General features: G+C 70.8%; 20 protein-coding genes and 1 tRNA gene. 13 read left to right on the top strand and 8 right to left on the bottom strand.

All coding sequences use genetic code 11. From position 1 onward, the window contains the following. Positions 1–6: 6 nt before the first annotated feature. The 4 genes from OG223_RS21755 (at position 7) to OG223_RS21770 (ending at position 3,877) form a co-directional block, all read left to right on the top strand. The gene (locus OG223_RS21755; protein ID WP_329251097.1) at positions 7–942 is read left to right on the top strand and encodes an ABC transporter substrate-binding protein; all 936 of its coding nucleotides are present in this window, start codon (positions 7–9) and stop codon (positions 940–942) included. Between the two features lie 144 nt (positions 943–1,086). Continuing rightward, on the top strand, positions 1,087–1,755 hold the full coding sequence (locus tag OG223_RS21760) for a carbonic anhydrase (protein ID WP_329251100.1): 669 nt from the start codon (positions 1,087–1,089) through the stop codon (positions 1,753–1,755). Positions 1,756–1,827: 72 nt separating this feature from the next. Continuing rightward, on the top strand, positions 1,828–3,426 hold the full coding sequence (locus tag OG223_RS21765) for a SulP family inorganic anion transporter (protein ID WP_329251103.1): 1,599 nt from the start codon (positions 1,828–1,830) through the stop codon (positions 3,424–3,426). A 10-nt stretch (positions 3,427–3,436) separates the two neighbouring features. Next, on the top strand, positions 3,437–3,877 hold the full coding sequence (locus OG223_RS21770) for a hypothetical protein (protein WP_329251106.1): 441 nt from the start codon (positions 3,437–3,439) through the stop codon (positions 3,875–3,877). Positions 3,878–3,886: 9 nt separating this feature from the next. On the opposite strand, the gene OG223_RS21775 is transcribed toward OG223_RS21770, so the two are convergent. Beyond that, a complete protein-coding gene (locus tag OG223_RS21775) occupies positions 3,887–4,648 on the bottom strand; it encodes an SDR family oxidoreductase (RefSeq protein ID WP_329251109.1) in 762 nt (253 codons plus the stop codon). 149 nt (positions 4,649–4,797) lie between these two features. Between OG223_RS21775 and OG223_RS21780 the strand changes: the two genes are divergently transcribed. Next, on the top strand, positions 4,798–5,643 hold the full coding sequence (locus OG223_RS21780) for a helix-turn-helix transcriptional regulator (protein ID WP_329251112.1): 846 nt from the start codon (positions 4,798–4,800) through the stop codon (positions 5,641–5,643). Between the two features lie 345 nt (positions 5,644–5,988). On the opposite strand, the gene OG223_RS21785 is transcribed toward OG223_RS21780, so the two are convergent. Continuing rightward, a complete protein-coding gene (locus OG223_RS21785; protein WP_329251115.1) occupies positions 5,989–7,380 on the bottom strand; it encodes a cystathionine beta-synthase in 1,392 nt (463 codons plus the stop codon). A 147-nt stretch (positions 7,381–7,527) separates the two neighbouring features. Here OG223_RS21785 and OG223_RS21790 point away from each other — a divergent pair, with 147 nt between their 5' ends. From OG223_RS21790 to OG223_RS21800, 3 genes are all read left to right on the top strand, one after another. Further along, positions 7,528–8,598 carry an SGNH/GDSL hydrolase family protein gene (locus OG223_RS21790; protein ID WP_329251118.1) on the top strand — a complete coding sequence of 357 codons (1,071 nt, stop codon included), beginning with the start codon at positions 7,528–7,530 and terminating at the stop codon, positions 8,596–8,598. A 205-nt stretch (positions 8,599–8,803) separates the two neighbouring features. Then, positions 8,804–10,024: an acetyl-CoA C-acetyltransferase gene (locus OG223_RS21795; RefSeq protein ID WP_329251120.1), complete on the top strand. Its 1,221-nt coding sequence runs from the start codon at positions 8,804–8,806 to the stop codon at positions 10,022–10,024. 283 nt (positions 10,025–10,307) lie between these two features. After that, on the top strand, positions 10,308–11,087 hold the full coding sequence (locus tag OG223_RS21800; RefSeq protein WP_329251123.1) for a hypothetical protein: 780 nt from the start codon (positions 10,308–10,310) through the stop codon (positions 11,085–11,087). A gap of 224 nt (positions 11,088–11,311) precedes the next feature. Here the strand turns inward: OG223_RS21800 and OG223_RS21805 are convergent, their stop codons facing one another. Beyond that, positions 11,312–11,623: a hypothetical protein gene (locus OG223_RS21805; RefSeq protein ID WP_174479369.1), complete on the bottom strand. Its 312-nt coding sequence runs from the start codon at positions 11,621–11,623 to the stop codon at positions 11,312–11,314. A 102-nt stretch (positions 11,624–11,725) separates the two neighbouring features. Between OG223_RS21805 and OG223_RS21810 the strand changes: the two genes are divergently transcribed. After that, positions 11,726–11,956, top strand: a complete 231-nt coding sequence (locus tag OG223_RS21810; RefSeq protein WP_026151524.1) for a DUF4287 domain-containing protein — start codon at positions 11,726–11,728, stop codon at positions 11,954–11,956. Positions 11,957–12,053: 97 nt separating this feature from the next. Here the strand turns inward: OG223_RS21810 and OG223_RS21815 are convergent, their stop codons facing one another. The 4 genes from OG223_RS21815 to OG223_RS21830 all read right to left on the bottom strand — a co-directional run bounded on the left by OG223_RS21815 (position 12,054) and on the right by OG223_RS21830 (position 15,592). Beyond that, positions 12,054–12,941 carry a Bax inhibitor-1/YccA family protein gene (locus OG223_RS21815; protein ID WP_329251129.1) on the bottom strand — a complete coding sequence of 296 codons (888 nt, stop codon included), beginning with the start codon at positions 12,939–12,941 and terminating at the stop codon, positions 12,054–12,056. Positions 12,942–13,111: 170 nt separating this feature from the next. Further along, entirely contained in the window at positions 13,112–14,296 is a 1,185-nt protein-coding gene (locus OG223_RS21820) for a 4-hydroxybenzoate 3-monooxygenase (RefSeq protein ID WP_329251132.1), read from the bottom strand. A 156-nt stretch (positions 14,297–14,452) separates the two neighbouring features. Beyond that, a complete protein-coding gene (locus OG223_RS21825; protein WP_329251135.1) occupies positions 14,453–15,376 on the bottom strand; it encodes a class I SAM-dependent methyltransferase in 924 nt (307 codons plus the stop codon). 129 nt (positions 15,377–15,505) lie between these two features. Further along, positions 15,506–15,592: transfer RNA gene (locus OG223_RS21830), tRNA-Leu, on the bottom strand. A gap of 414 nt (positions 15,593–16,006) precedes the next feature. On the opposite strand from OG223_RS21830, the gene OG223_RS21835 reads away from it, so the two are divergent. Beyond that, on the top strand, positions 16,007–16,777 hold the full coding sequence (locus tag OG223_RS21835; RefSeq protein WP_329251138.1) for an ABC transporter ATP-binding protein: 771 nt from the start codon (positions 16,007–16,009) through the stop codon (positions 16,775–16,777). A gap of 87 nt (positions 16,778–16,864) precedes the next feature. Further along, the gene (locus OG223_RS21840; RefSeq protein ID WP_329251141.1) at positions 16,865–19,393 is read left to right on the top strand and encodes an ABC transporter permease; all 2,529 of its coding nucleotides are present in this window, start codon (positions 16,865–16,867) and stop codon (positions 19,391–19,393) included. Positions 19,394–19,475: 82 nt separating this feature from the next. Here the strand turns inward: OG223_RS21840 and OG223_RS21845 are convergent, their stop codons facing one another. Continuing rightward, the gene (locus OG223_RS21845) at positions 19,476–20,768 is read right to left on the bottom strand and encodes a cyclopropane-fatty-acyl-phospholipid synthase family protein (protein WP_329251144.1); all 1,293 of its coding nucleotides are present in this window, start codon (positions 20,766–20,768) and stop codon (positions 19,476–19,478) included. A gap of 184 nt (positions 20,769–20,952) precedes the next feature. On the opposite strand from OG223_RS21845, the gene OG223_RS21850 reads away from it, so the two are divergent. Both OG223_RS21850 and OG223_RS21855 read left to right on the top strand, forming a co-directional pair. Next, on the top strand, positions 20,953–22,155 hold the full coding sequence (locus tag OG223_RS21850) for a hypothetical protein (RefSeq protein WP_329251146.1): 1,203 nt from the start codon (positions 20,953–20,955) through the stop codon (positions 22,153–22,155). Next, positions 22,152–23,291, top strand: coding sequence for an effector-associated domain 2-containing protein (locus OG223_RS21855; RefSeq protein ID WP_329251149.1), 1,140 nt, complete (start codon positions 22,152–22,154; stop codon positions 23,289–23,291). Before OG223_RS21850 ends, OG223_RS21855 begins: the two co-directional genes overlap by 4 nt. Positions 23,292–23,328: the final 37 nt, after the last annotated feature.

Consider the following 23,328-nt stretch of genomic DNA (forward strand, 5'->3'; position numbering starts at 1 on the left):
TCCGAAATGAACCGTCGCACCCTCCTCGGCGCCCTCGCCGGAACGGCCGTCGCCGTTCCCGTCCTGTCCGCCTGCTCCAGCGGTGTCACCTCGCTCGACGGCGGTGGCTCGGCCGGCGGTGGCAACGCCTCCAGCAAGAACGGCGTCACCATCGGCACCGCCAACTTCACCGAGAACCAGGTCCTCGGCTACCTCTACGCCGCCGCCCTCGAAGCGGCCGGCGTGAAGGTCAAGGTCCGCCCCAACCTCGGCACCCGCGAGATCGTCTTCCCCGCCCTGAAGAGCGGCGACATCGACCTCCTCCCCGAGTACCAGGGCTCCCTGCTCACCTACCTCCAGCCCAAGTCCAAGGTCGCGGAGGCGGGCGAGATGCAGAACGCCCTCACCCTCGCCCTCCCCTCCGGCCTCCAGGTCCTGCCCTACGGCATCGCCGAGGACGCGGACTGCTTCGTCGTCACCCGCGAGACCGCCGGCAAGTACGGCCTCACCTCGCTGGCCGACCTCGCGAAGCACAACGGCAAGCTCGTCATCGGCGCCTCCGCCGAGGTGAAGACCCGTCAGGTGGGCGTCGTAGGACTGAAGGACGTCTACGGCGTGGAGTTCAAGGAGTTCAAGTCCCTTGATTCCGACGGGCCGTTGGTGAAGGGCGCGCTGAAGAAGGGCGATGTGGACGTGGCGAACCTGTTCACCACGGACACCGACATCAAGGCCAACGACTGGGTCGTCCTGACCGACCCCAAGACCCTGATCCCCAGTCAGCACATAGTGCCGCTCATCGCCGACCGCGTGGCCGACTCCACGGTCCGCAAGGCCCTCGCCCGCGTCGGCAACCTCCTCACCACGGCCCAACTCACCGAGCTCAACCGCCAGGTGGACAAGGACAAGAAGGACCCGGAGGACGTGGCGAACACGTACGCGAAGCAGCACGGCATCACGAAGTAATGGCCCGTCGATGACCGATCGATGATCTGACGAGGGATCAGTCAAGTGTCGTTAAATCTGCACTCTCGGTAACTGATTGCATGCGTAGGGTGATTGAGCGCTACAGCTCAACGTGCTGATCAAGCACACCACCTGAGGAACCGCATGGCCTCGAACCGCAGGGCCTTTCTGACGGCCACCGCCGTCGGCGCGCTGGCCACCACCCCCACGACCGCCACCGCCACCGTCGGCCCACGGCCCCGCCCGACCACCGCCACCGCCGCGCTCGCCGAACTCCTGGACGGCAACCGCCGCTACGCCACCGACCACCCCCGCCACCCGGACGAGAGCCGTCGGCTGCGCCGGCAACTGGCCACCGCACAGCACCCGTTCGCGGTGATCGTCGGCTGCGTCGACTCCCGGGTGCCGCCGGAGCTGGTCTTCGACCAGGGCCTCGGCGACCTGCTCTGCATAAGGACGGCCGGCGAGGTCCTGGACGAGGCGGTGCTCGCGTCCATCCAGTACGGCGTCGAGGAACTCCACATCCCCCTGGTGCTGGTGCTCGGCCACGAACGCTGCGGGGCGGTGGCGGCGACCCTCGCGCACCTGGAGACCGGCGCCCCCGTCCCCGGCCATCTCGCGCTCCTGGTGGACGAGATCAGCCCGGCCGCGCGCCGCACCCGCGCCCTGCCCGGCGACTGGGCCGAGCACACGATGACGGCCCACACGGCCTGGGTCAGAGACGCGATCCGCGCCGACCCCGCCTTCACCGCCGCGCATGTCGTCGCGGCGCGCTTCGACCTCGACACGGGGCTCGTGTCCCTGCTGCCGTAGGCCCAACTCCCGGCTCCCGTAAGCCGATCCCCCCACTCCCCCCTCCCCCACGCTCCTCACGCGAAGAAGCCCATGACCATGAACGGCGTGCTCTCCGTCCTGCCCTCCACCGCCGACCTCCGCACCATGACCCGCGCCCCGCGCCGCGACCTCCTCTGCGGCCTCACAGTCGCCGTCGTAGCACTCCCCCTCGCCCTCGGTTTCGGCGTCACGTCCGGTCTCGGCGCGGCCTCCGGCCTGATCACCGCGATCGTCGCGGGCTCGCTCGCCGCGCTGTTCGGCGGCTCCGCGCGCCAGGTCAGCGGTCCGACCGGCGCGATGACCGTCGTCCTCGTCCCGATCGTCCACGCGTACGGCGCGAACGGCGTCCTGACGGTCGGGCTGATCTCCGGCGTCATGCTCCTCGTACTCGCCTTCGCCCGCGCGGGAACGGCGATGGCGTACGTTCCCGCACCCGTGATCGCCGGTTTCACCATCGGCATCGCCTGCGTGATCGGACTCCAGCAGGTGCCGTCGGCGCTGGGCGTGCCCACCCCGAGCGGTGACCAGGTCGCGGTGGTCGCGGCCCGCGCGGCGGAGGAGTTCGACGCGACCCCGCACTGGGCCGCCCTCCTCCTCGCCCTCGGCTCGGCCGCGCTGATGCTGGCCGGGGCGCGCTGGAAGCCGACGGTTCCCTTCTCCCTGGCGGCAGTTGGCGTGGCGACGGTCGTCTCGGAGGCCCTGCACCTGCACGTCATCCGCCTCGGCACACTCCCGTCCTCGCTCCCCGCCCCCTCCCTCGCCTTCCTGGACGTCTCCCGCGTCCCCACCCTCCTCCTCCCGGCCGCAGCGGTGGCCGCACTGGCCGCCCTGGAGTCCCTGCTGTCCGCCTCCGTCGCGGACGCGATGCGCCCCGGCGAACGCCACGACCCCGGCAAGGAACTCTTCGGCCAGGGCATCGCCAACCTCGCGGCCCCCCTCTTCGGCGGCGTCCCGGCGACGGGTGCCATCGCCCGCACCGCCGTCAACGTCCGCACCGGCGCCACCTCCCGCCTGGCCGCGCTCGCGCACGCGGTGATCCTCGCCGGGATCGTGGCGGTCGCGGCCCCGCTGGTGGGCCGTATCCCGCTGGCCGCGCTGGCCGGAGTGCTGCTGGCGACGGCGATCCGCATGGTGGAGGCGGACGCGGTGCGGGCCATGGCCCGCGCCACCCGTGGGGACGCCCTGGTGATGGCCCTCACCGCCGCCTCGACGCTCGCCCTGGACCTGGTACGCGCGGTCCTGATCGGCCTCGGCGTCTCGGTCCTGCTGGCCCTGCGCGCGGCGATGCGCGGCACGCGCCTGACCCCGGCCCCGACCGACGAACTCCCCGGCACCTCCGGCACGGTGACCTACCGCTTCGACGGCCCCCTCCTGTTCGCCGCCGCCCACCGCTTCCGCCGCGGCCTGGCCGACGTACGGGACGTGACGACCGTGGACCTACGGCTGTCAGGTCTCACGGCGGTCGACGCGACGGGCGCGCTCGCGCTGAAGGAGGCGGTGGGCGAGCTGCGCGACCGGGGTATCGAGGTCAGCATCACGGGCGTCGAGCACGGTCATCGCAGGGTGCTGGAGTCGCTGGGGGTGCTCCCGGTGAACCCGACTTCCGACAGGGGGGCTATCCCCAGTGCAGCGGGCGCGACGGCTCCCTAATCTGAAGCGCATGACGGGAATCGACTCGCACGACGCCGAACTCAAGAAGGAACTCAACGCCACCCTGCAGGCGCGCAGGGAGCTGGGCGACGAGTACGAGTCGGCGCTGGTCGACTCGTTCCTGGAGAAGGTCGACCAGCGCATCGACGGCGCGGTGGAGCGCCGGGTGCGCCGGCAGATGGCCGAGCAGCAGATGGTGGTCGCGCGCGGTTCCCGCGGGCCGAAGGCCGCCACCGACACCTGGGGCGAGCGCTTCGGCTTCGGCATCGTCTCCATGGTCCTGGCGATCCCGCTGTCCGCGATCGGCGGCGGCATCGCCCACCTCCCCGGCCTGTTGGTGGCCTGGGCCGGCATCGTCGGCGTCAACGCGGTGCAGGCCGCGCGCACGAATCCGGGGCTGTTCGGGGGGCGACGCGGCAGGTCCTCCCAGGGCAGCGACTGGGAGGACTGAGCGTCCCGGTCACGCCTGGCGGGTGGGCAGCACCATGATCTGCCGCAGGTTGACGTGCCGGGCGCGGCTCGCCGCGTAGGCCACCACATCGGCGACCTCCTCGGCGGACAGTCCGTCCAACGCCCCGAACAACTGGTCCAGTTGGGCGGTCATCTCGGCGCTGTCGATGTGCGTCCCCAGCTCGGTGGCGGTCAGCCCCGGCTCGATGTTGGTGACCCGCACGTCACGGGGTCCGAACTCGGAGCGCAGCGACTGGGAGATGTAGGTGACGGCGGCCTTGGTGGCGCCGTAGACGGCGTAGGCGGGGAACGTGATGTGCGCGCCGATGGACGAGATGTTGACCAGGTCGGCCGTACGGCCCTCCGCAGCCGCGGCCACCAGGTCCCCGGTGAAAGCGCGGATGACACGCAGCACCCCGGTCACGTTGGTGTCGAGCATCCGCTGCCACTCGTCGATCCGGCCGTCGTCGACGGGGTTCGGCAGCATGACACCGGCGGCGTTGACAACCAGGTCGACGGCTCCGAACGTGTCGTGGATGCGCGCGGCAGCCGCCTCCACGGACGCGTCGTCGGTGACATCGGCGACGACGGCGAGAGCCTGTCCGCCCTCGGCCCGGATCTTCCCGGCGACCGCCTCCAGCCGTTCCCCGCGCCGGGCCAACAGCGCCACCCGCGCCCCGTTCGCGGCGAGTTGAACGGCGACGGCCTGGCCGATCCCGCTGGCGGCCCCGGTGACGACGGCGGTACGGCCGGCCAGATTCTCGTACGACATGAGGTGCTCCTCGGTGAGGTGGCCGCCGGGGCGATTCCCCGGCGGCACTCACCACACTGGTCCGGCGCGGCGGGGCTACCCAGGGATGCGTTTTTCCTGGGTCTGCCAGTACCAGGTTGGAAAACGGCGACCGGCCTACCATCGAACCCATGGACGGGGACATCGGAGACTTCCTGCGCTCGCGCCGTGCTCGTATCCAGCCCGAGGAGGTGGGGCTGGCCTCGTACGGACGCCGTCGTGTCCCCGGGCTGCGCCGCGAGGAGGTCGCGCAGCTCGCCGGAGTGAGCGTCGACTACTACATCCGGCTGGAGCAGGGGCGCGGGACGAGCGTGTCGGACGCGATCCTCGACGCGATCGCGCGGGTGCTGCGCCTGGACGAGACGGAACACGCGTATCTGCGTACGGTGGCCCGCCCCCACCGCGCGAAGAAGGACCGGACGCCCGCGCCCCGGGTCCGCCCCGGCGTCCAGGTGCTGCTGGACGGCATGGACCGCATGCCGGCCTTCGTGCTCGGCCCCCGGATGGACGTCCTGGCCTGGAACACGCTCGCCGACGCGCTGAGCGGCTTCAGCCGGATGCCCGCCGCGACCCGCAACATCCCGCGCCATGTCTTCCTCGACCCGGCCTCGCGCGACCTCTACCCGGACTGGGCCGCCGTCGCCGCACAGGCCGTCGCGAATCTGCGGGTGGACTCCAGCCACGACGGGGACGACCCGAGGCTGAGTGCCCTCGTCGGTGAACTCTCCCTCAGGAGCGAGGACTTCCGCCGCCTGTGGGCCGACCACGAGGTCAAGGAGTGCGCCTACGGGGTGAAGCGCATCCGGCATCCGGTCGCGGGCCTGCTGACCCTGCCGTACGAAACACTCGCGGTACCGGGGGAGTTGGCGCAGACGATGGTCGTCTACACACCGGAGCCGGGTTCGGAGACGGCGGAGCGCCTTGCGCTGCTGGGGAGTTGGGCCACCACCGGGCCCACGAGGCCTGCGCGGCCGTAGCGAAAAGCGGGTGAAAAAGCTATGCGCGGGGACCGCCGCACCCCCCGTTGCCGGGAGGGCGGGACGACGGCGGTCCCCGCGAGGGACGCGTGCCGGGTCAGGGCCGGGCGTGCGCGTCCTAGGCGTCGGTGGAGGTCCGGGAGCCGCTCCGGAGGTCCGTGACGCCGTTTTTGTGTCGGCGAGGCGGGGAGCCGCTCCCGCCCTGCCGACATCCACTAATCTGCCCGACGCTTGTTAAGCGTGTGCTGCGTGGACGTGACGCCCTCGTACCACTTCCACGAAGTCCGCCGATTTGGTGGGCCACCGCAAAGTCGCCGTCGGCACGGGCCGTTCACCGGACGTTCGCTACTGCTTCCCGCCCTTGGCGAGGAAGGACAGCAGGTCCTGCCGGCTGATGACACCGGTCGGCTTGCCCTCCACCAGGACGATCGCGGCGTCGGCCGCGCCGAGCACGGTCATCAGGTCGCCCACCGGTTCACCGGAACCGACCTGCGGCAGCGGGGCCGACATGTGCTTCTCCAGCGGGTCGGTCAGGGAGGCCCGCTGGGTGAACAGGGCGTCCAGCAGCTCGCGTTCGACGACCGAGCCGACGACCTCCGCCGCCATGACGTCCGGGTGGCCGGCGCCCGGCTTCACGATCGGCATCTGCGAGACGCCGTACTCGCGCAGCACCTCGATGGCCTCGCCGACCGTCTCGTCCGGGTGCATGTGCACGAGGGAGGGGATGGCGCCGTGCACCTTGTCGTTGAGGACGTCGGCGACGCGGGCGCTGGGGCCCTCGTCCTCCAGGAAGCCGTAGTCGGCCATCCATTCATCGTTGAAAATTTTACTGAGATATCCGCGCCCGCTGTCGGGAAGCAGGACCACGACCACGTCGTCCGGGCCGAGCCGCTCGGCGACCCGCAGCGCGGCCACGACGGCCATCCCGCAGGAACCGCCCACCAGCAGCCCCTCCTCCTTGGCGAGGCGGCGGGTCATCTGGAAGGAGTCCTTGTCGGACACGGGGACGATCTCGTCCGCGACGGTCCGGTCGTAGGCGGTCGGCCAGAAGTCCTCACCGACGCCCTCGACGAGGTACGGCCGCCCGGAGCCGCCGGAGTAGACGGACCCCTCGGGGTCGGCGCCGATGACCTGGACGGCCCCGTCACTGGCGTCCTTGAGGTAGCGGCCCGTGCCCGAGATGGTGCCGCCCGTCCCCACGCCCGCCACGAAGTGGGTGATCTTCCCCTCGGTCTGCTCCCACAGCTCGGGGCCGGTCGAGTGGTAGTGGGAGAGGGGGTTGTTCGGGTTGGAGTACTGGTCGGGCTTCCAGGCGCCCGGCGTCTCGCGGACCAGGCGGTCGGAGACGTTGTAGTACGAGTCCGGGTGCTCGGGGTCCACGGCGGTGGGGCACACGACCACTTCGGCGCCGTACGCGCGCAGCACGTTGATCTTGTCGGTGGACACCTTGTCGGGGCACACGAAGATGCAGTGGTACCCCTTCTGCTGGGCGACGATGGCGAGGCCGACGCCGGTGTTGCCGCTGGTCGGCTCGACGATGGTGCCGCCGGGCCGGAGTTCCCCGCTCTTCTCCGCCGCCTCGATCATGCGCAGCGCGATGCGGTCCTTCACGCTGCCGCCAGGGTTGAAGTACTCCACCTTGGCGAGAACGGTCGCCTGGATGCCCGCGGTCACGCTGTTGAGCCTCAGCAGCGGGGTGTTGCCGACGAGGCTGATCATCGAGTCGTGGAATTGCACCGTTGTCTCCGGTTGCTGCAAAGAAGTGGTCGTTATGGGTCACGCCAGCCTAAGGCCCGGAAATGACGTTCACCGCCCGTTGAGATTGGGTGACGTGCTGTTCGGGGCAAGGAGTGGATGACGGCTACGAGGAGGTGGCGGCGACGTATGACGAGGATGTCGAGGGCGCGGGTGGCCCGGCGGATCGCGGCCGGTGCGGCGTACGGCGGTGGCGGGGTCGGGCTGGTGGGCGCGGCGGCCGTCGGTCTGGTGCTGGCCGAGGTCCGCTTCGTGAAGCGCCATGTGGGCAACGGCCATGGGGCGGGCAGCAATCATGTGCCGAGCGCCGACGGCCGCTACGGCCATGTCTACGACACTCCGGGTGAACCCCCGATCCGGCTGACCATGCTCGGCGACTCCACGGCCGCCGGGCAGGGGGTCCACCGGGCGGCGCAGACCCCGGGCGCGCTGCTGGCCTCGGGGCTGGCGGCGGTCTCCGAACGCCCGGTCGAGCTGCGGAACGTGGCCCTTCCGGGCGCCCAGTCCGACGACCTGGACCGCCAGGTGGCGCTGGCCCTCGCGGACACCACCCGGGTGCCCGACGTCTGCGTGATCATGATCGGCGCGAACGACGTCACCCACCGCATGCACCCGACCCGCTCGGTCCGGCACCTCTCGGCGACGGTACGACGGCTGCGCACGGCCGGCGCGGAAGTGGTCGTCGGCACGTGTCCCGACCTGGGGACGGTGGAGCAGGTCCAGCAACCGCTGCGCTGGCTGGCCCGCCGGGCGTCCAGACAGTTGGCGGCGGCGCAGACGATCGGCACGGTCGAGCAGGGCGGGCGCACGGTGTCGCTGGGCGACCTGCTGGGCCCCGAGTTCGCGGCGAACCCGCGCGAGCTGTTCGGCCCGGACAACTTCCATCCCTCGACGGAGGGCTACGCGACCGCGGCGATGGCGATACTCCCGACCGTCTGCGCCGCGCTGGGCCTCTGGCCGGCCGACGAGGACCGCCCGGACGCGTCCCGCCGCGAGGGCTTCCTGCCGGTGGCCCGGGCCGCGGCGGAGGCGGCCTCGGAGGCGGGCACGGAGGTCACGGCGGCGATGCCGACGGGGCCACGGGGGCCGTGGGCTCTGCTGAAGCGCCGGAAGAGGCGGCGGGTGCCGGAGGCGTCGCCGGTTCACTCGGCTGTTTCGTCACCTTCTCGACCCACCGAGTCGGGTGGTGGGTGGGCATAGGTCCGGGGTCCGGGGGGCGGAGCCCCCTGGGACGGCCACCGCTGCCGAGCCGCACCACGTAGCCCGCCTGACCGCCGGCGGCCCAAGCAAGCGCTTAGACAATTGCGGTCAGGGTCACACAGTGATCCCCGTGACCTGTGCCATACGTACGGGTAACTTCCCAAGAAGCCCCGCACATCACCGTACGTACGCCAATGGAGCCGTGATGCCCGAAGCCGTCATCGTGTCGACCGCCCGCTCCCCCATCGGCCGCGCCTTCAAGGGCTCGCTCAAGGACCTGCGCCCCGACGACCTCACCGCCACGATCATCGAGGCCGCCCTCGCCAAGGTCCCCGAGCTGGACCCGAAGCTCATCGAGGACCTGATGCTCGGCTGCGGCCTCCCCGGCGGCGAGCAGGGCAGCAACCTCGGCCGGATCGTCGCCGTACAGATGGGCATGGACCACCTGCCGGGCTGCACGATCACCCGTTACTGTTCGTCGTCGCTCCAGACCAGCCGCATGGCGCTGCACGCCATCAAGGCCGGCGAGGGCGACGTCTTCATCTCGGCCGGTGTCGAGATGGTGTCCCGGTTCGTGAAGGGCAACTCCGACAGCCTCCCGGACACGCACAACCCGGCCTTCGCCGAGGCCGAGGCCCGCACCGCCGAGGTCGCCGCGAGCGAGGGTGCGAGCTGGCACGACCCGCGCGAGGACGGCCAGCTCCCCGACCCGTACATCGCGATGGGCCAGACCGCGGAGAACCTCGCCCGGATCAAGGGCGTCACCCGCCAGGACATGGACGAGTTCGGCGTCCGCTCGCAGAACCTCGCCGAGGAAGCCATCAAGAACGGCTTCTGGGAGCGCGAGATCACCCCGGTCACGCTGCCCGACGGCACGGTCGTCAGCAAGGACGACGGCCCGCGCGCCGGCGTCACCCTGGAGGGCGTCTCCAGCCTCAAGCCGGTCTTCCGCCCCGACGGCCTGGTCACGGCCGGCAACTGCTGCCCGCTGAACGACGGCGCCGCCGCGGTCGTCATCATGAGCGACACGAAGGCCCGCGAGCTGGGCCTGACCCCGCTGGCCCGGATCGTGTCGACCGGCGTCTCCGGGCTCTCCCCCGAGATCATGGGCCTCGGCCCGGTCGAGGCGTCCAAGCAGGCGCTGGGCCGCGCCGGTCTCACCGTCGACGACATCGACCTGTTCGAGATCAACGAGGCGTTCGCCGCCCAGGTGATCCCGTCCTACCGCGACCTGAACATCCCGCTGGAGAAGCTGAACGTGAACGGCGGCGCGATCGCCGTCGGCCACCCCTTCGGCATGACCGGCGCCCGCATCACCGGCACGTTGATCAACTCCCTCCAGTTCCACGACAAGCAGTTCGGTCTGGAGACGATGTGCGTCGGCGGCGGCCAGGGCATGGCGATGGTCATCGAGCGCCTCAGTTGACCAACTCCCCGTAGCCGTACGGGAACCCACCGTCACCATTCGGCCCGGAACCCAGTAACCACCTGGGTTCTGGGCCGATTTGTGATCCAATCTCCCCCAGGATGTGACCTATCTCCCTTCGAAGAGGGATTTCCGCAGGTCAGCACCGTTTCACCACCAAACATCGGGCCCAAAGTCCTGCCCGTTTCGTGACGTTACGCACTGACAGTTGGTTAGTCCGCCCTTCAAGCTGATGTAGGAAGTCGGGGGTCGACTTTGAACCGGGAGTACGTCAGTGAGCGCCATGCCGATCGCTTTGCTGCTCACCACGGCCGCCACAGGCGCCGTGGGCGTCGCCGTCCTGCGCACCCTGTTGGTGCTCCGTCGACAGGTGGCAGACCTGCACACCGAACTGGCCGAGGGCCGGGCCGCCGCCGTACGGCCGCTCGTGCCCGCCGCCCGCACCCACACCGACGCGGATGAGATACGCGCCGCCGTGGCCGAGGCGCTGGCCGAGGAGCGGGAGCGGGAGCTGGCCGAGGCGCGGGCCTTCTGGGCCGCGCAGGAAGCCCGCGACACCGAGGTGCCGACCCTGCTGGGTCTGCCCGACAGCGAGCTGTTCCTGCCCCGCCAGAGCGACTTCGTGGGCCTCGAACCGCTGGAGCCGGTCACCGAGCCGTCCGCCGACGCCGACGAGTTCGCCGGCGACTCCCCCGAGCTGGCCGCGGCCCGCCGCCGCCACCCGTCCCACCCGGACTTCGTACCGGCCCAGTCACCGGTCGCGAACGACCACGAACGCACGGTGGCGACGCTGGAGGAGCTGGCCGAGTCCGCCGTGGAGCTGGCCGACGTCCGCCCCGGCCCTCTGGGCACCCTCGACGTCTACGTCTTCGTCGACGGCACCACCCTCTGCATGACCCCGGGCCACCGCGAAACCGCCGAACGCCTGGCCGCGGCCCTCCGCGCCGGCGAAACCCCGTTCCTGTTGGGCGGCTCGGGTGTCTCCGGCGCCTACACGCTGACGTTCGCGTGCGGCCAGGAGAACGTGTACATCCTGGCGGACAGGGTCATAGCGTCACTCTGAATCCGGGGGCGTCACGGTGCTTCGTCGGGTGCGGGTGCGTGGGGGCTGGTCGCGCAGTTCCCCGCGCCCCTGGAAACGCAGGTGTCTTCCAAGGGTGCGGGGAACTGCGCGACCCCAAAGAGACACGGTGAGCCTGCGTCTTCAGGGGCGCGGGGCTGTGTCCATTTGCGGCTCCGCCGCGCGGGCGCGACCAGCCACAACGAACCGCAAGCCGCCAACGAACGTCAGACGCCCGCCCTCTTCTGCGCCTCCGCCACCAGCCCGAGCGCCTCGTCGACCTCGGCGTCATTCACCAGCACGACCGCCAAGTCATGCACAGCCACGGTGATTTGATCGGCGGCCGCGAACATCCCCGCGTCCGGCATCTCCCGAGGCACCCCCAAGGGATCCTCAACCCGCTGCGCCCACAGGGCAAACTCCCTGGCCAGCCCCAAAGCCTCAGCGGCAGCGCCCCGCTGCAGACGGCTCTGCGGAGCAGCCCGCAGCCGGTCCGCGAAGTGATCCACCGCTTGAGTCAACCGCGTCGTATCCACCACGCCGCGAGACTACGCGCCGTACCGGGACTGTTGCCAACGGGCGAACGCTCAGGCACGGTGACCTGAAGGACCGGCTTACACCCCATGCGTCCGGAGGCGCCGATGTCCCAAGTGTTCTCCCAGGAGACCCATCGCAACATGCTCGCCCGCATCCCTCACTGCACCGGTCGTGAAGTGTCCGACTGGCTGCGCACCGTCGACGAAGGCCCCGCCCTCTTCCGCTTCGAAGAGAAGGTCAGTTGGCTCCGCGCCGAACACGACCTCGCGTACGGCCACGCCAAGGCGATCATTCACGAGTACGACCTGAGGAGGGCCGCGCGCAAACTGCTCTAGGCGCGCACCAGAGACCGACCCACCACTGAACTTACGGACATGACGAAGGGCCCCGGGAACGAACCCGGGGCCCTTTCGCGGATCAGCCTGCTGTCGGCTAGTCGTTGCTGTTGAGGATCGCGATGATCCGCAGGAACTCCATGTAGATCCACACCAGCGTCAGCGTGAGCCCGAAGGCCGCCAGCCACGCCTCTTCCTTCGGGGCGCCGTACGCGATGCCGTCCTCGACCTGCTTGAAGTCCAGGGCCAGGAAGCAGGCACCGAGGATGATGCCGACGACACCGAAGAAGATGCCGAGCGGGCCGCTGCGGAAGCCGAGGCCGTCACCGCCGCCGAACACCGCGAACAGCAGGTTCACGGCCATCAGCAGGATGAAGCCGAGCGCGGCCGCCATCACGAAGCCGTAGAAACGGCGGTTCACGCGGATCCAGCCCGCGCGGTACGCGATGAGCACGCCGGCGAAGACCGCCATCGTGCCGATCACGGCCTGCATGGCCGCGCCGCTCGCGATGCGGTTGTCGACGACGCTGGAGACGACGCCGAGGAAGACGCCTTCCAGGGCAGCGTACGACAGGATCAGCGCCGGGACGGGCTTGCGCTTGAAGGACTGGACGAACGCCAGGACCATCGCCACCAGCGCGGCGCCGATCCCGATGCCGTACGAACGGTTGATGTGGGCGTCGTCGACCGGGAGCAGCGCCCAGGCGAGCGCGGCCGTGACGATCAGCGTGCCGAGGGTGGCGCCGGTGCGCTGGACGACGTCGTCCATGGTCATCCGGCCGGTGGTGGCCGGGGCCTGGGGCGGTGCGCCCTGCTGCAGGTCCTGCTGGGCGTAAGGGTTCTGCGCGTACGGGTTGCCCCCCGCGTAGGGGTTGCCCTGCGTGCCCACGGCGGGGCCCCCGGCCTGCGGCGCGGTGTTGAAGCCCGCGTAGCCGTTGTCGCGGCTGAACCCCCGTCGCGAGAAGACCGGGTTTCTGCTCCTCATTTCACTCCTCCATGGCCGCCTCGCGCGGCCTTGGGCTCAAGAGTAATAGGTAGGCAAAAGATTGACCCTACCTCTTGGGGAGGATCTTCCCCTCGTCCTGCCACGGTACGCGGTGGACCGCACCCCCTGTGAACACTGGTACCAACCCGTGACGCCCCCTTGGAAGCGCCTTATTCCTGTTCATCCAGGGGGAACCCGGTGTACGCCTCCGCGAGGTCCGTCTCGGCCGCCCTCGAGGACGCGATCCGCTCCAGCCCGGCCGACTGGAGCCGCCCCTCGAAGGCCGTCGCGTCGGGCGCGCGATGCAGCAGGCTCGTCATGTCGTAGGAGAACCGCTCGGCCTGCCAGACCCGCCGCAGACAGGTGGCGGAGTAGGCGTCGAGCCGCTCCTCGCTCCCCGTCTCCTTCTTGTACGTCAGTGCCCGCGCGAAGGTGACGACGTCGCCGACGGCGAGGTTGAGGCCCTTGGCCCCGGTCGGCGGGACGATGTGCGCGGCGTCGCCGGCGAGGAAGAGGCGGCCGTACCGCATGGGCTCGTGGACGTACGAACGCATCGGGGTGACCGACTTCTGGGTGATGGGCCCACGCTCCAGCCGCCACTCGTCGTCGGTCTCGAACCGGCGCTCCAGTTCGTCCCAGACGGCGTCGTCGCTCCAGCTCTCGGGGTCCGCGTCCTCCGCCACCTGGAGGTAGAGCCGGGAGACGGACGGGGAGCGCATGGAGAGGAGGGCGAAGCCGCGGTCGTGGCGGGCGTAGACGAGCTCGTCGTGCGAGGGCGCGACATCGGCGAGGATGCCGAGCCAGGCGTAGGGGTACGACCGTTCGAAGACGCGGGTGAGTTCGGCGGGGATCGCGTTGCGGGCGACGCCCCAGAAGCCGTCGCAGCCGACGACGTAGTCGCAGTCGAGGACGTCCTCGCGGCCGTGGTGCCGGAACCGGACGCGCGGGCCGTCACCGTCCGCGCCCTCGACCTCCAGCGCCTCGGCCTCGAACAACAGCGGCCCGCCCGCCTTGAGTTGAAGGGCGATCAGGTCCTTGCAGACCTCGGTCTGCGCGTACACCATGACGCTGCGACCGCCGGTGAGGCCCGGAAAGTCCACGCGGTGCCGCTTCCGGTCGAACCGCAGCTCGATCCCGTCGTGCCGCAGCCCCTCCCGGTCCATCCGCTCCCCGGCACCGGCCGCCCGCAGCACGTCGACCGTGCCCTGCTCCAGGATCCCGGCCCGCTGGCGGTGCTCGACGTACTCGCGGTCCCGGCTCTCCAGTACGACCGAGTCGATCCCGGCGTTGTGCAGCAGCCGGGCGAGGAGGAGCCCGGCGGGGCCGGCTCCGATGATGCCGACGGTGGTACGCATCGGGGGTTCCCTTTCGAGCGGGAGCTGTTCGGCTGGTTTCACTTGGCCGTCTGGTTCTACTTGGTCGTCCGGTTTCACTTGGCCATTTCGTTCGCCTGGTGAAATTCTCTTCACTTGGCTGCCATGCCGTAAGTTTCCGACCGCGTAGGCCGCCTGTCAACGGTCCGAGGGCGAGCCCTTCCGCGCGGCGTCGAGCTGGAAATGCCAGACGACCGCGACCGGGGAGTCGTCCAGAGCCGCGGCCGACGCTTCCGGGTACCAGTGGAGCAGGTCCCAGGACATATGAGTGGGGAGCGTGTCGGGGGCGGTCTCGGGGGTGAGGGAGCCGCGCGGGCGGCGGGGTTCCTCGCAGTGCCGGACCTGGAAGCCCAGCGGGAGGGCCGCGGCGAGGTAGGCGCTGAGCGGTCGGTGGTACTCGGTGAGGAGGGACGCGCGGCCGTCCGGGCCGGGGCGACGGGGCAGGGTCGGCCGGACGTAGGACGAGAGCAGGTGGGCGTCCGAGAGGACGAGGTGTCCGCCGGGGCGCAGGACGCGCGCGAACTCCCGTAGCACCGGGGCCAGTTCGGGGACGTGGCTCACGGCTAGCGCGCACACGACGGTGTCGACCGCGTTGTCGGGAAGCGGGAGCCGGTGCAGGTCGGCCTCGTGGAAGTCGACGTCCGGCAGGCGCTCGCGGGCCCGGGCGAGCATGTCCGGCGAGGCGTCGACGCCGGTCACATGGTGGCCGAGTCCGTGCAGGTAGGCGGTGTGGCGGCCGGTGCCGCAGGCCGCGTCCAGTGCCGCGCCGAGGGGCAGGCCGTCCAGGATGCGCCGGACGACGGGCTGCTCGAGGTCGATCATCCCGTTGCCGGGGGCGTCGTAGTGCGGGGCCCAGTCCTGGTAGACGTCGGCCGTGCTGATCGTGCCCGGTTCCGCCGTGACCCCCTCGGCGTGCGCGAGGGCGGGCGTGTCCAGCAGGGTGCGGATCTCGGCGATCCGGGCCTCGACGAAGGCCCGGTCGGCACTTCCCTCCTTGAAGCCGCGCAGCAGGGCGGCGCCCTCGACGCCCAGCAGATATCCCAGGGGGCTCAGATAGGTCACCCGCGCACGGTACGGATCCGCTCGCCGGCCGCTCCACGGGTTTTCCCGCGCCGCGCCCCTTCGGAGAGAGGCCGGCGCACGCACGAAAAGCGACACACCGTTCCCGCAGGTCACACTCCGTAACCGCGATGGTGCCCGGAGCCGGACTTGAACCGGCACGCCCGCGAAGGGGCAGCGAGGTTTAAGCTCGCCGTGTCTGCATTCCACCATCCGGGCAGGCCGTGGGCTCCGCATCGAGGTCACGAGCCTATCGGGACGCGCGTCCCCAACAGCGGGCAGGCGGACCGATGTTGTCTTATTTTATTGATGTCTGAGGGTGCATCAGACCATGGAAAGAGCCATCAGCACTTGCCAATAGCCTTGCGTGCGATCTGGGGCCTCGTATGCGGAATGACGGAATTTCACCGCCCGAACGAGGGTGCTCCACCGGTTCTTGACGTGGTGGGTCACGGGGGCGGACCCAGGGATCGTCTCGGGGGTGGTCCTCATCCCCAGGTATGACACCGCTGAGCGCAGTCCGACTGAAGGCTGCCCCCGGAACCGGAACAGCGGCTGACTCCACGGCGCCGCGGGGCCGACAGGATGGGAGACGTCCCCAGCAGTACCGTCGTCCCGACAGGAGCGCCCTCCGTGACCACCACCCCCATCGCCGACCGGACCACCTCCGTGGCCGCGCGTGCCACGGATCTTTCCAAGATCTACGGACAGGGCGAGACCCAGGTGGTCGCCCTCGACCGGGTCTCGATCGCCTTCCGGCAGGCCGAGTTCACCGCGATCATGGGCCCCTCGGGATCCGGCAAGTCCACGCTGATGCACTGCGTGGCCGGCCTGGACTCCTTCTCGTCCGGTTCCGTGCGCATCGGCGACACCGAGCTGGGCTCCCTGAAGGACAAGAAGCTCACGAAGTTGCGCCGGGACAAGATCGGGTTCATCTTCCAGGCGTTCAACCTGCTGCCGACGCTGACGGCCCTGGAGAACATCACGCTCCCCATGGACATCGCGGGCCGCAAGCCGGACAAGGAGTGGCTGGACTCGGTGATCACCATGATCGGTCTCGCCGACCGGCTCAAGCACCGGCCCTCCCAGCTCTCCGGCGGTCAGCAGCAACGCGTCGCCGTGGCACGGGCGTTGGCCTCCCGCCCCGACATCATCTTCGGCGACGAGCCGACCGGAAACCTCGACTCGCGTTCCGGCGCGGAGGTGCTGGGCTTTCTCCGCAACTCCGTACGGGAGCTGGGGCAGACGGTGGTCATGGTGACCCACGACCCGGTGGCGGCTGCGTACGCGGACCGGGTGGTGTTCCTCGCGGACGGACGCATCGTCGACGAGGTCTACGAGCCGACGGCCGACTCCGTCCTTGACCGTATGAAGCAGTTCGACGCCAAGGGTCGTACCAGCTAAGCCTCCTGACGACTCGTCACCTCGTCGTCCCGGCACCCGACCTCGCCGCCCGGCTCAACCCCTCGTAGACCTGGACTGAGTAGACCCATGTTCCGTACCGCCTTGCGCAACGTACTCGCGCACAAGGCCCGGCTCCTCATGACCGTGCTCGCCGTGATGCTCGGCGTCGCGTTCGTGTCGGGGACCCTGGTCTTCACCAACACCATCTCGAACGCCTTCCAGAACAGCTCGGCCAAGGGCTTCGACCAGGTCGACGTCGCCGTCCAGGCCAAGTTCCAGGACGACGAGGGCGACACGGTCGGCAAGACGCCCGAGCTGACCCAGGCGATGCTCGACACCAGCGCGAAGGTGCCGGGGGCCGCGTCCGCGACCGGGGTCGTCAACGGCTTCACCGCCATAGCCGACAAGAAGGGCAAGCTCATCGGCGGCGGCTTCCAGTCGGAGGGCGGCAACTACTGGGGGGACAAGGACGCCCGCTATCCCCTCAAGTCCGGTACGGCACCGCACGGTTCGGGTGAGGTCGCGATCGACTCCGAGACCGCGAAGCGCGCCGGGTACAAGGTCGGCGACACCGTGCGCATCTCGGTCGACGGCCCCGTGCTGACGCCGAGGATCACCGGCATCTTCACCACCGACGACGGCAATGTCGCCGCCGGCGGCAGCCTCGCCCTCTTCGACACGGCGACCGCGCAGAAGCTGTTCGGCAAGGCGGGGACGTACGACGAGATCGATGTGAAGGCCGCGGCCGGGACGAGTCAGGCGGCGCTGAAGTCGCAACTGGACCTGGCCCTGCCGAAGGGGCAGACGGAGACCACCACCGCCCAGAAACTCGCCGACGACCAGGCCGAGACGATCGCCTCCTCGATGAGCGGGCTGAAGTCGGGGCTGCTGGTCTTCGCGGGGATCGCGCTCTTCGTCGGCACGTTCATCATCGCCAACACCTTCACCATGCTGGTCGCCCAGCGCACCAAGGAGCTGGCGCTGCTGCGCGCGGTCGGTGCCTCGCGCCGGCAGGTCACGCGGTCGGTGCTGCTGGAGGCGTTCGTGGTCGGCGCGGTCGCCGCGGTGGCCGGTCTGGTCGCCGGTATCGGGATCGGCGCCGGGCTGCGCGCCCTGATGGGCACGATCGGCGCGACCGTCCCGGACGGCCCGCTCGTCATCACGTCGGGCACGGTGCTCAGCGCCCTCGCGGTCGGCATCCTCATCACCATGCTCGCCGCCTGGCTGCCCGGCCGCCGGGCCGCGAAGATCCCGCCGGTCGCCGCGATGAGCAGCGTGCACGCGACGGCCACCACCAAGTCGCTGGTGCTGCGCAACACGCTGGGCGCGCTGTTCTCCGGCGTGGGCATCGCGGTCGTCATCGCGGCCACCTCGATGAACGGTTCGGACGGCCAGGCGCCCATGGGGATCGGCGCCGTGCTGCTGATCATCGGCGTGTTCATCCTGACCCCGCTGCTGTCCCGCCCGCTGATCGCGGCGGCGGCCCCGGTGCTGCGGATCTTCGGGATCTCCGGCAAGCTGGCCCGCCAGAACTCGGTGCGCAACCCGCGCCGTACGGCCGCCACCGCGTCCGCGCTGATGATCGGCCTCACCCTCATCACCGGCATGACGGTGATGGCGGGCAGCCTCCAGCAGGCGATCGACAAGATGGCCTCGTCCGCGATCAGCGCCGACTACATCGTCTCGATGGCGAACGGCAACCAGCTCTCCCCGGACGTCGACAAGACGCTCACCACCACCTCCGGCGTCACCGCGAGCAGCCCGCTGCGCAACGCCCCGTCGCGCATCGACGGCGAGACCGAGTTCCTGACCGGGGTCAACGGCTCCGCGATCGGCAAGCTCACCGACCTCAAGGTGGACAGCGGCACCTTCAAGGTTGCCGGCACGCAGGTCGTCGTGGACGACGACACGGCCAAGTCCCATGACTGGAAGGCCGGTTCGACCTTCACCACGCACTACGAGGACGGCAAGGCGCAGCAGTTGACCGTCTCCGCGGTCTACGAGGGCAACGCGCTGATCCGCGGCATCATGCTCGACAACGCGACGCTCGCCCCGCACCAGACCGACCCGGCCGACATGCAGATCCTGGTCAAGACCGCGGACGGCGCGTCGAGTTCGACGAAGGACAGGCTGGAGAAGGCCCTCGGCTCCAACCCGGCCGTCAAGGTCCAGGACAAGAAGGACCTCTCCGACAGCATCGCGCAGGTCTTCACCCTGATCCTCAACATGGTCTACGGCCTGCTCGCCATGGCGGTGATCGTCGCGGTCCTCGGTGTCATCAACACCCTCGCGATGTCGGTCTTCGAGCGCTCGCAGGAGATCGGGATGCTGCGCGCGATCGGCCTGGACCGCAAGGGCATCAAGCGGATGGTCCGCCTGGAGTCCCTGGTGATCTCGCTGTTCGGCGGGGTGCTCGGCATCGGTCTGGGCGTGTTCTTCGGCTGGGCGGCCGGTGAGCTGATCGGCTCGAAGATGGCGACGTACGAACTGGTCATTCCCTGGGCTCGGATGGCGCTCTTCCTCCTCCTGGCGGGCACGGTCGGCGTCCTGGCGGCGCTGTGGCCGGCCCGGCGCGCGGCGAAGCTGAACATGCTGTCGGCCATCAAGTCCGAGTAGCCGCAGCGGAGTCGGCCGAAAGAGGGCAGGGGCCCCGTTCCGGATCGGAACGGGGCCCCTGGCTGTCGCCCTGAGGGTTCGGTCAGTTCCAGGTGCGGGCGCGCAACGGCATCCCGGAGCCGCCCGGTTCGGGGGTGCGGACGGCCAGCACCTGGTTGACTCCTATGCGGTTGCGCTCGAAGCCGAGCACGGACGCCGCCATGTAGAGGCGCCACACGCGGGCCCGCCCGGCGCCGACGAGGCCGACCGCGCGCCGCCACTCGGACTCCAGGTTGGCGACCCAGCGGCGCAGGGTGAGCGCGTAGTGCTCGCGGATCGCCTCGACGTCCCGCACCTCGAAGCCGGCGCTCTCCAGGTGGGTCACGGTGGCGCCGACGGGGGCGAGTTCACCGTCGGGGAAGACGTAGGCGTCGATGAACTCGTCGATGTCGTACGCCGATTCGTCCTGCCAGGGGCGGCGGGCGATCTGGTGGTTGAGGAGCCGCCCGCCGGGCTTGAGCAGCGCGAAGAGGTCCCGCGCGTACTCCAAGTACCGTGCGGAGCCCACGTGTTCGGCCATGCCGACGGAGGAGACGGCGTCGTAGGGCCCGTCGGTGACGTCGCGGTAGTCCTGCACCCGGATCTCGATCCTGTCGGTGAGGCCCTCCCCGGCGACGCGCTTGCGGGCGTACGCCGCCTGTTCCTGCGAGAGGGTCACGCCGACCACGCTCACGCCGAACTCGCGGGCCGCGTGGATCGCCATCGAACCCCAGCCGCAGCCGACGTCGAGGAGTCGCTGCCCCGGCGTCAACTCCAGCTTGCGGCAGATGAGTTCGAGCTTGTCGCGCTGGGCGTCCTCCAGCGTGCCGTCCGGGGACTCCCAGTAGGCGCACGAGTAGACCATGGAGGGGCCGAGGACGAGTTCGTAGAAGTCGTTGCCGACGTCGTAGTGGTGGCTGATGGCGCGTTTGTCGGTGCGTCTGGTGTGGAGGTGGGCGCGGCTGCGGCGGACCTCCTCCGGGGGCGGGGCGGGCGGCAGCGGGAGTCCGCCGAGCTTCACCAGTCCGCGTACGGCGGAGCGCACCCCGGGGTCGCGCAGGGCCTCGGTGCGGGTGCGGGCGCCGTCACCGCGCTCCCAGACCAGCGCGGACATGGCGTCGAGGGCCGCGTAGAAGTCGCCCTCGATGTCCAGGTCCCCGGCGACCCAGGCGCGCGCCATGCCGAGTTCGCCGGGCTTCCACAGAAGGCGGCGCAGGGCACGGCGATTGCGTACGACCAAGGTCGGCGCATCGGGCGGCCCTGCCTCGGAGCCGTCCCAGGCGCGGATGCGCACCGGGACGGGGGTCCCCAGTAGCTGTTCGAAGAGGGATTTGAGCCGCAGCGCGGCATCAGCCATGGCGCACACCTCCGTGACGCGGATCCCGGAATTGTCCATCTCCACGTAAACACCGGTCCGGCCTCGGCGCAGTCCCCCGGAAACGTTACGAGTGGGTAAAATAGCTGTAGGCGCCATGCATATAGGTCCGTTCCGTCGCGTCGGCCCTCTGCCCCGGCGGTGGCCGAACCGTCACACTGACGGCATGTCGACGCTGCTCTTCGTGCACGGGACGGGTGTTCGCGACGAAGGAGTGCGTGCGGTCGTGTCCCTCCTGCGGCGGAAGCTGGCACCGCTGCGGCCGGACGTGACGGTCACCGCCTGCTCCTGGGGGACCGAGGAGGGCGCCCGGCTGCACGCCGGCGGCGCCTCGGTGCCCGGATACGACCGGACCCGCACGACACAGGAGGCGGAGCCGGATCCGGTCGACTCCTGGCTGCTGCTGTACGCCGACCCGCTCCACGAACTGCGCCTCGCGGGCGTCGGCGAGGGGACGGATCCGCCGCCGGGCGCGGTGCTCCCCGGGGAGCACGCCGAGGAGACCGTACGGGCGCTGCTGGCCCGGGACGACTCCGGGCGATTACGCGAACGCGCCGACGCGGCGGACCTGACCGGCCGCCTGCCGGACGCCCTGGCCGCGGTCCTGGACACGGACGCGTGGGCCGACGCCCGCACCGCGCTCGCCAACGATCCCGGACTGCCGCTGCTGCTGGCCCGCGCGGCCGTGGCGGAGGCCGTCCGCAGCCCGTCGGCGGGGCCCGCCGCCGTCGAGGGCGACGGCGGGGCACGGGACGGACTCGTCGAGGCGCTCGCCGAGGTGCTGGGCGGTTCGCCGCCGGGCGCCGACCCGCGCTCCGTCGCCTCCCGCGTCGGCCTCCTGACGGCCCGCACGGCACTGCGCCTGGGGGCTGCCCGAGCCGTCGAACGCCGCCGGGGCGCACTGACCGACGCCGCCCATCCCGCGGCCGGTGACGTCCTGCGCTATCTGACCCGCGGCGACGGCATCCGTGCCGTGCTCGCCCGGCGCATCGCGGAGTGCGCCGCCGAGGAGGGCGGGCCGGTGACGGTCCTCGGCCACAGCCTGGGCGGCATCGCGGCCGTCGATCTGCTGGCCGGCCGGCCCCGGCCGGACGTCGCCCGCCTGATCACGGTGGGCTCGCAGGCCCCCTTCCTCTACGAGATCGACGCCCTGCCCTCGCTCCCCTTCGGCAGCGGCCTGCCGCCGGGCTTCCCGCCGTGGACCAACGTCTACGACCCCCGCGACCTGCTCGCGTTCGTCGCCGCGCCGCTCTTCCCCGGCCGGGCCCGGGACGTCCGGCTCGACAGTCGGCAGCCGTTCCCCTACGCGCACAGCGCCTACTGGTCGCGTCCCGAGCTCTACCCGCTGCTGGCCCGGGAGCTGCCGTGACGACGCGCTCCGCCGCGCCCGCCCGTACCAGCGCCGTCGTCGTCGGCGTCGAGTCCTACGAGGCCGGGCCCGACTGGGACCTCGACGGGCCGGCCGAGGACGCGCACCGCTTCGCCGAATGGTTTCTGGCCCGCGGTGTACCGCCCGAACGGGTGAGGGTCCTCGTCTCCCCGCTCGACCGCGGCCCGGCGGCCGGGGAACAGCGGCCGTACCCCGTCCACCACGCCGATCAGGCCACCGTCCACCGTGAGCTGCTGCGCCGGATCCCGGGCGAGGAGGGTGATCTGCTCTGGGTGGTGTGGGGCGGTCACGGTGTGGTGGACGCCGAGGGCCACCGCCGGGTCTTCTGCGCAGACGCGACCGCGGACGACCGGGTCAACGTCGATCTTGACGAAGCCCTGGCATTCTTCCGTTCGAATGCCGTCCCTTCGTTCCGCAGCCAGATCTGGCTGACCGACGCGTGCCAGAGTCTCCACGATGTCCGGCGTGCCCGCCGCCGGCTCCCCCGGTACACGTTCGCCGCGGGATCGCCCGCCGCCGGACACGACCAGGCCGCGCTGTTCGCCGTCCGGGCGGGCGAGCGGGCCCTCAATCTCTCGGCGGAACGCACGGGCCTGTTCAGCCGGGAGGTGCTGCGTCTGCTCGCCGCCGCCGATCCCGCCCGCTGGCCCCCCGACGTGGACGCCCTGCACTCGGGTCTGAGCGGCACCTTCGCCACCCTGCGGGCCCAGGGGCTCGCCCGGCAGACTCCGATCCATCTCTGGTCGCGCTCCTTCGACGGCGGTGAAGGGCAGTTGCTGGCCTCCGGCGCGGTCGCGGCGTCCGGTCCCGGCGCGCGGCAGGCCCGGCCACCGGTCGCGGTCGTGGGCGCCCTCGTCGATGCCCTGCTCGCCCTGCCGGAGTTCCGGTCCCGCAGCGCCCGTCAGGAGATGCTCGCGCTGGTCAGAGGGGACGTGGGCCTCTGGGCTTCGGTCCCCGAGCAGGACACTCCCCGGTTGGCGGCGCTCTCGGTCGTGCGTACCTGTCTGCGCTTCGACGGAGCCCTCGAAGAACTCGTCGAGGCGGCGCGTCTGTGCGCCGGGGACGCACCGGAGGTCCAGGCCCTCCAGCGTGCCGCGGCGGCCGCCGTCGGCTGACGGAAAACCCTGGCCCACGCTTATGACCTTCCCGGGG

Source organism: Streptomyces sp. NBC_01478 (assembly GCF_036227225.1).
Taxonomy (GTDB): Bacteria; Actinomycetota; Actinomycetes; order Streptomycetales; family Streptomycetaceae; genus Streptomyces.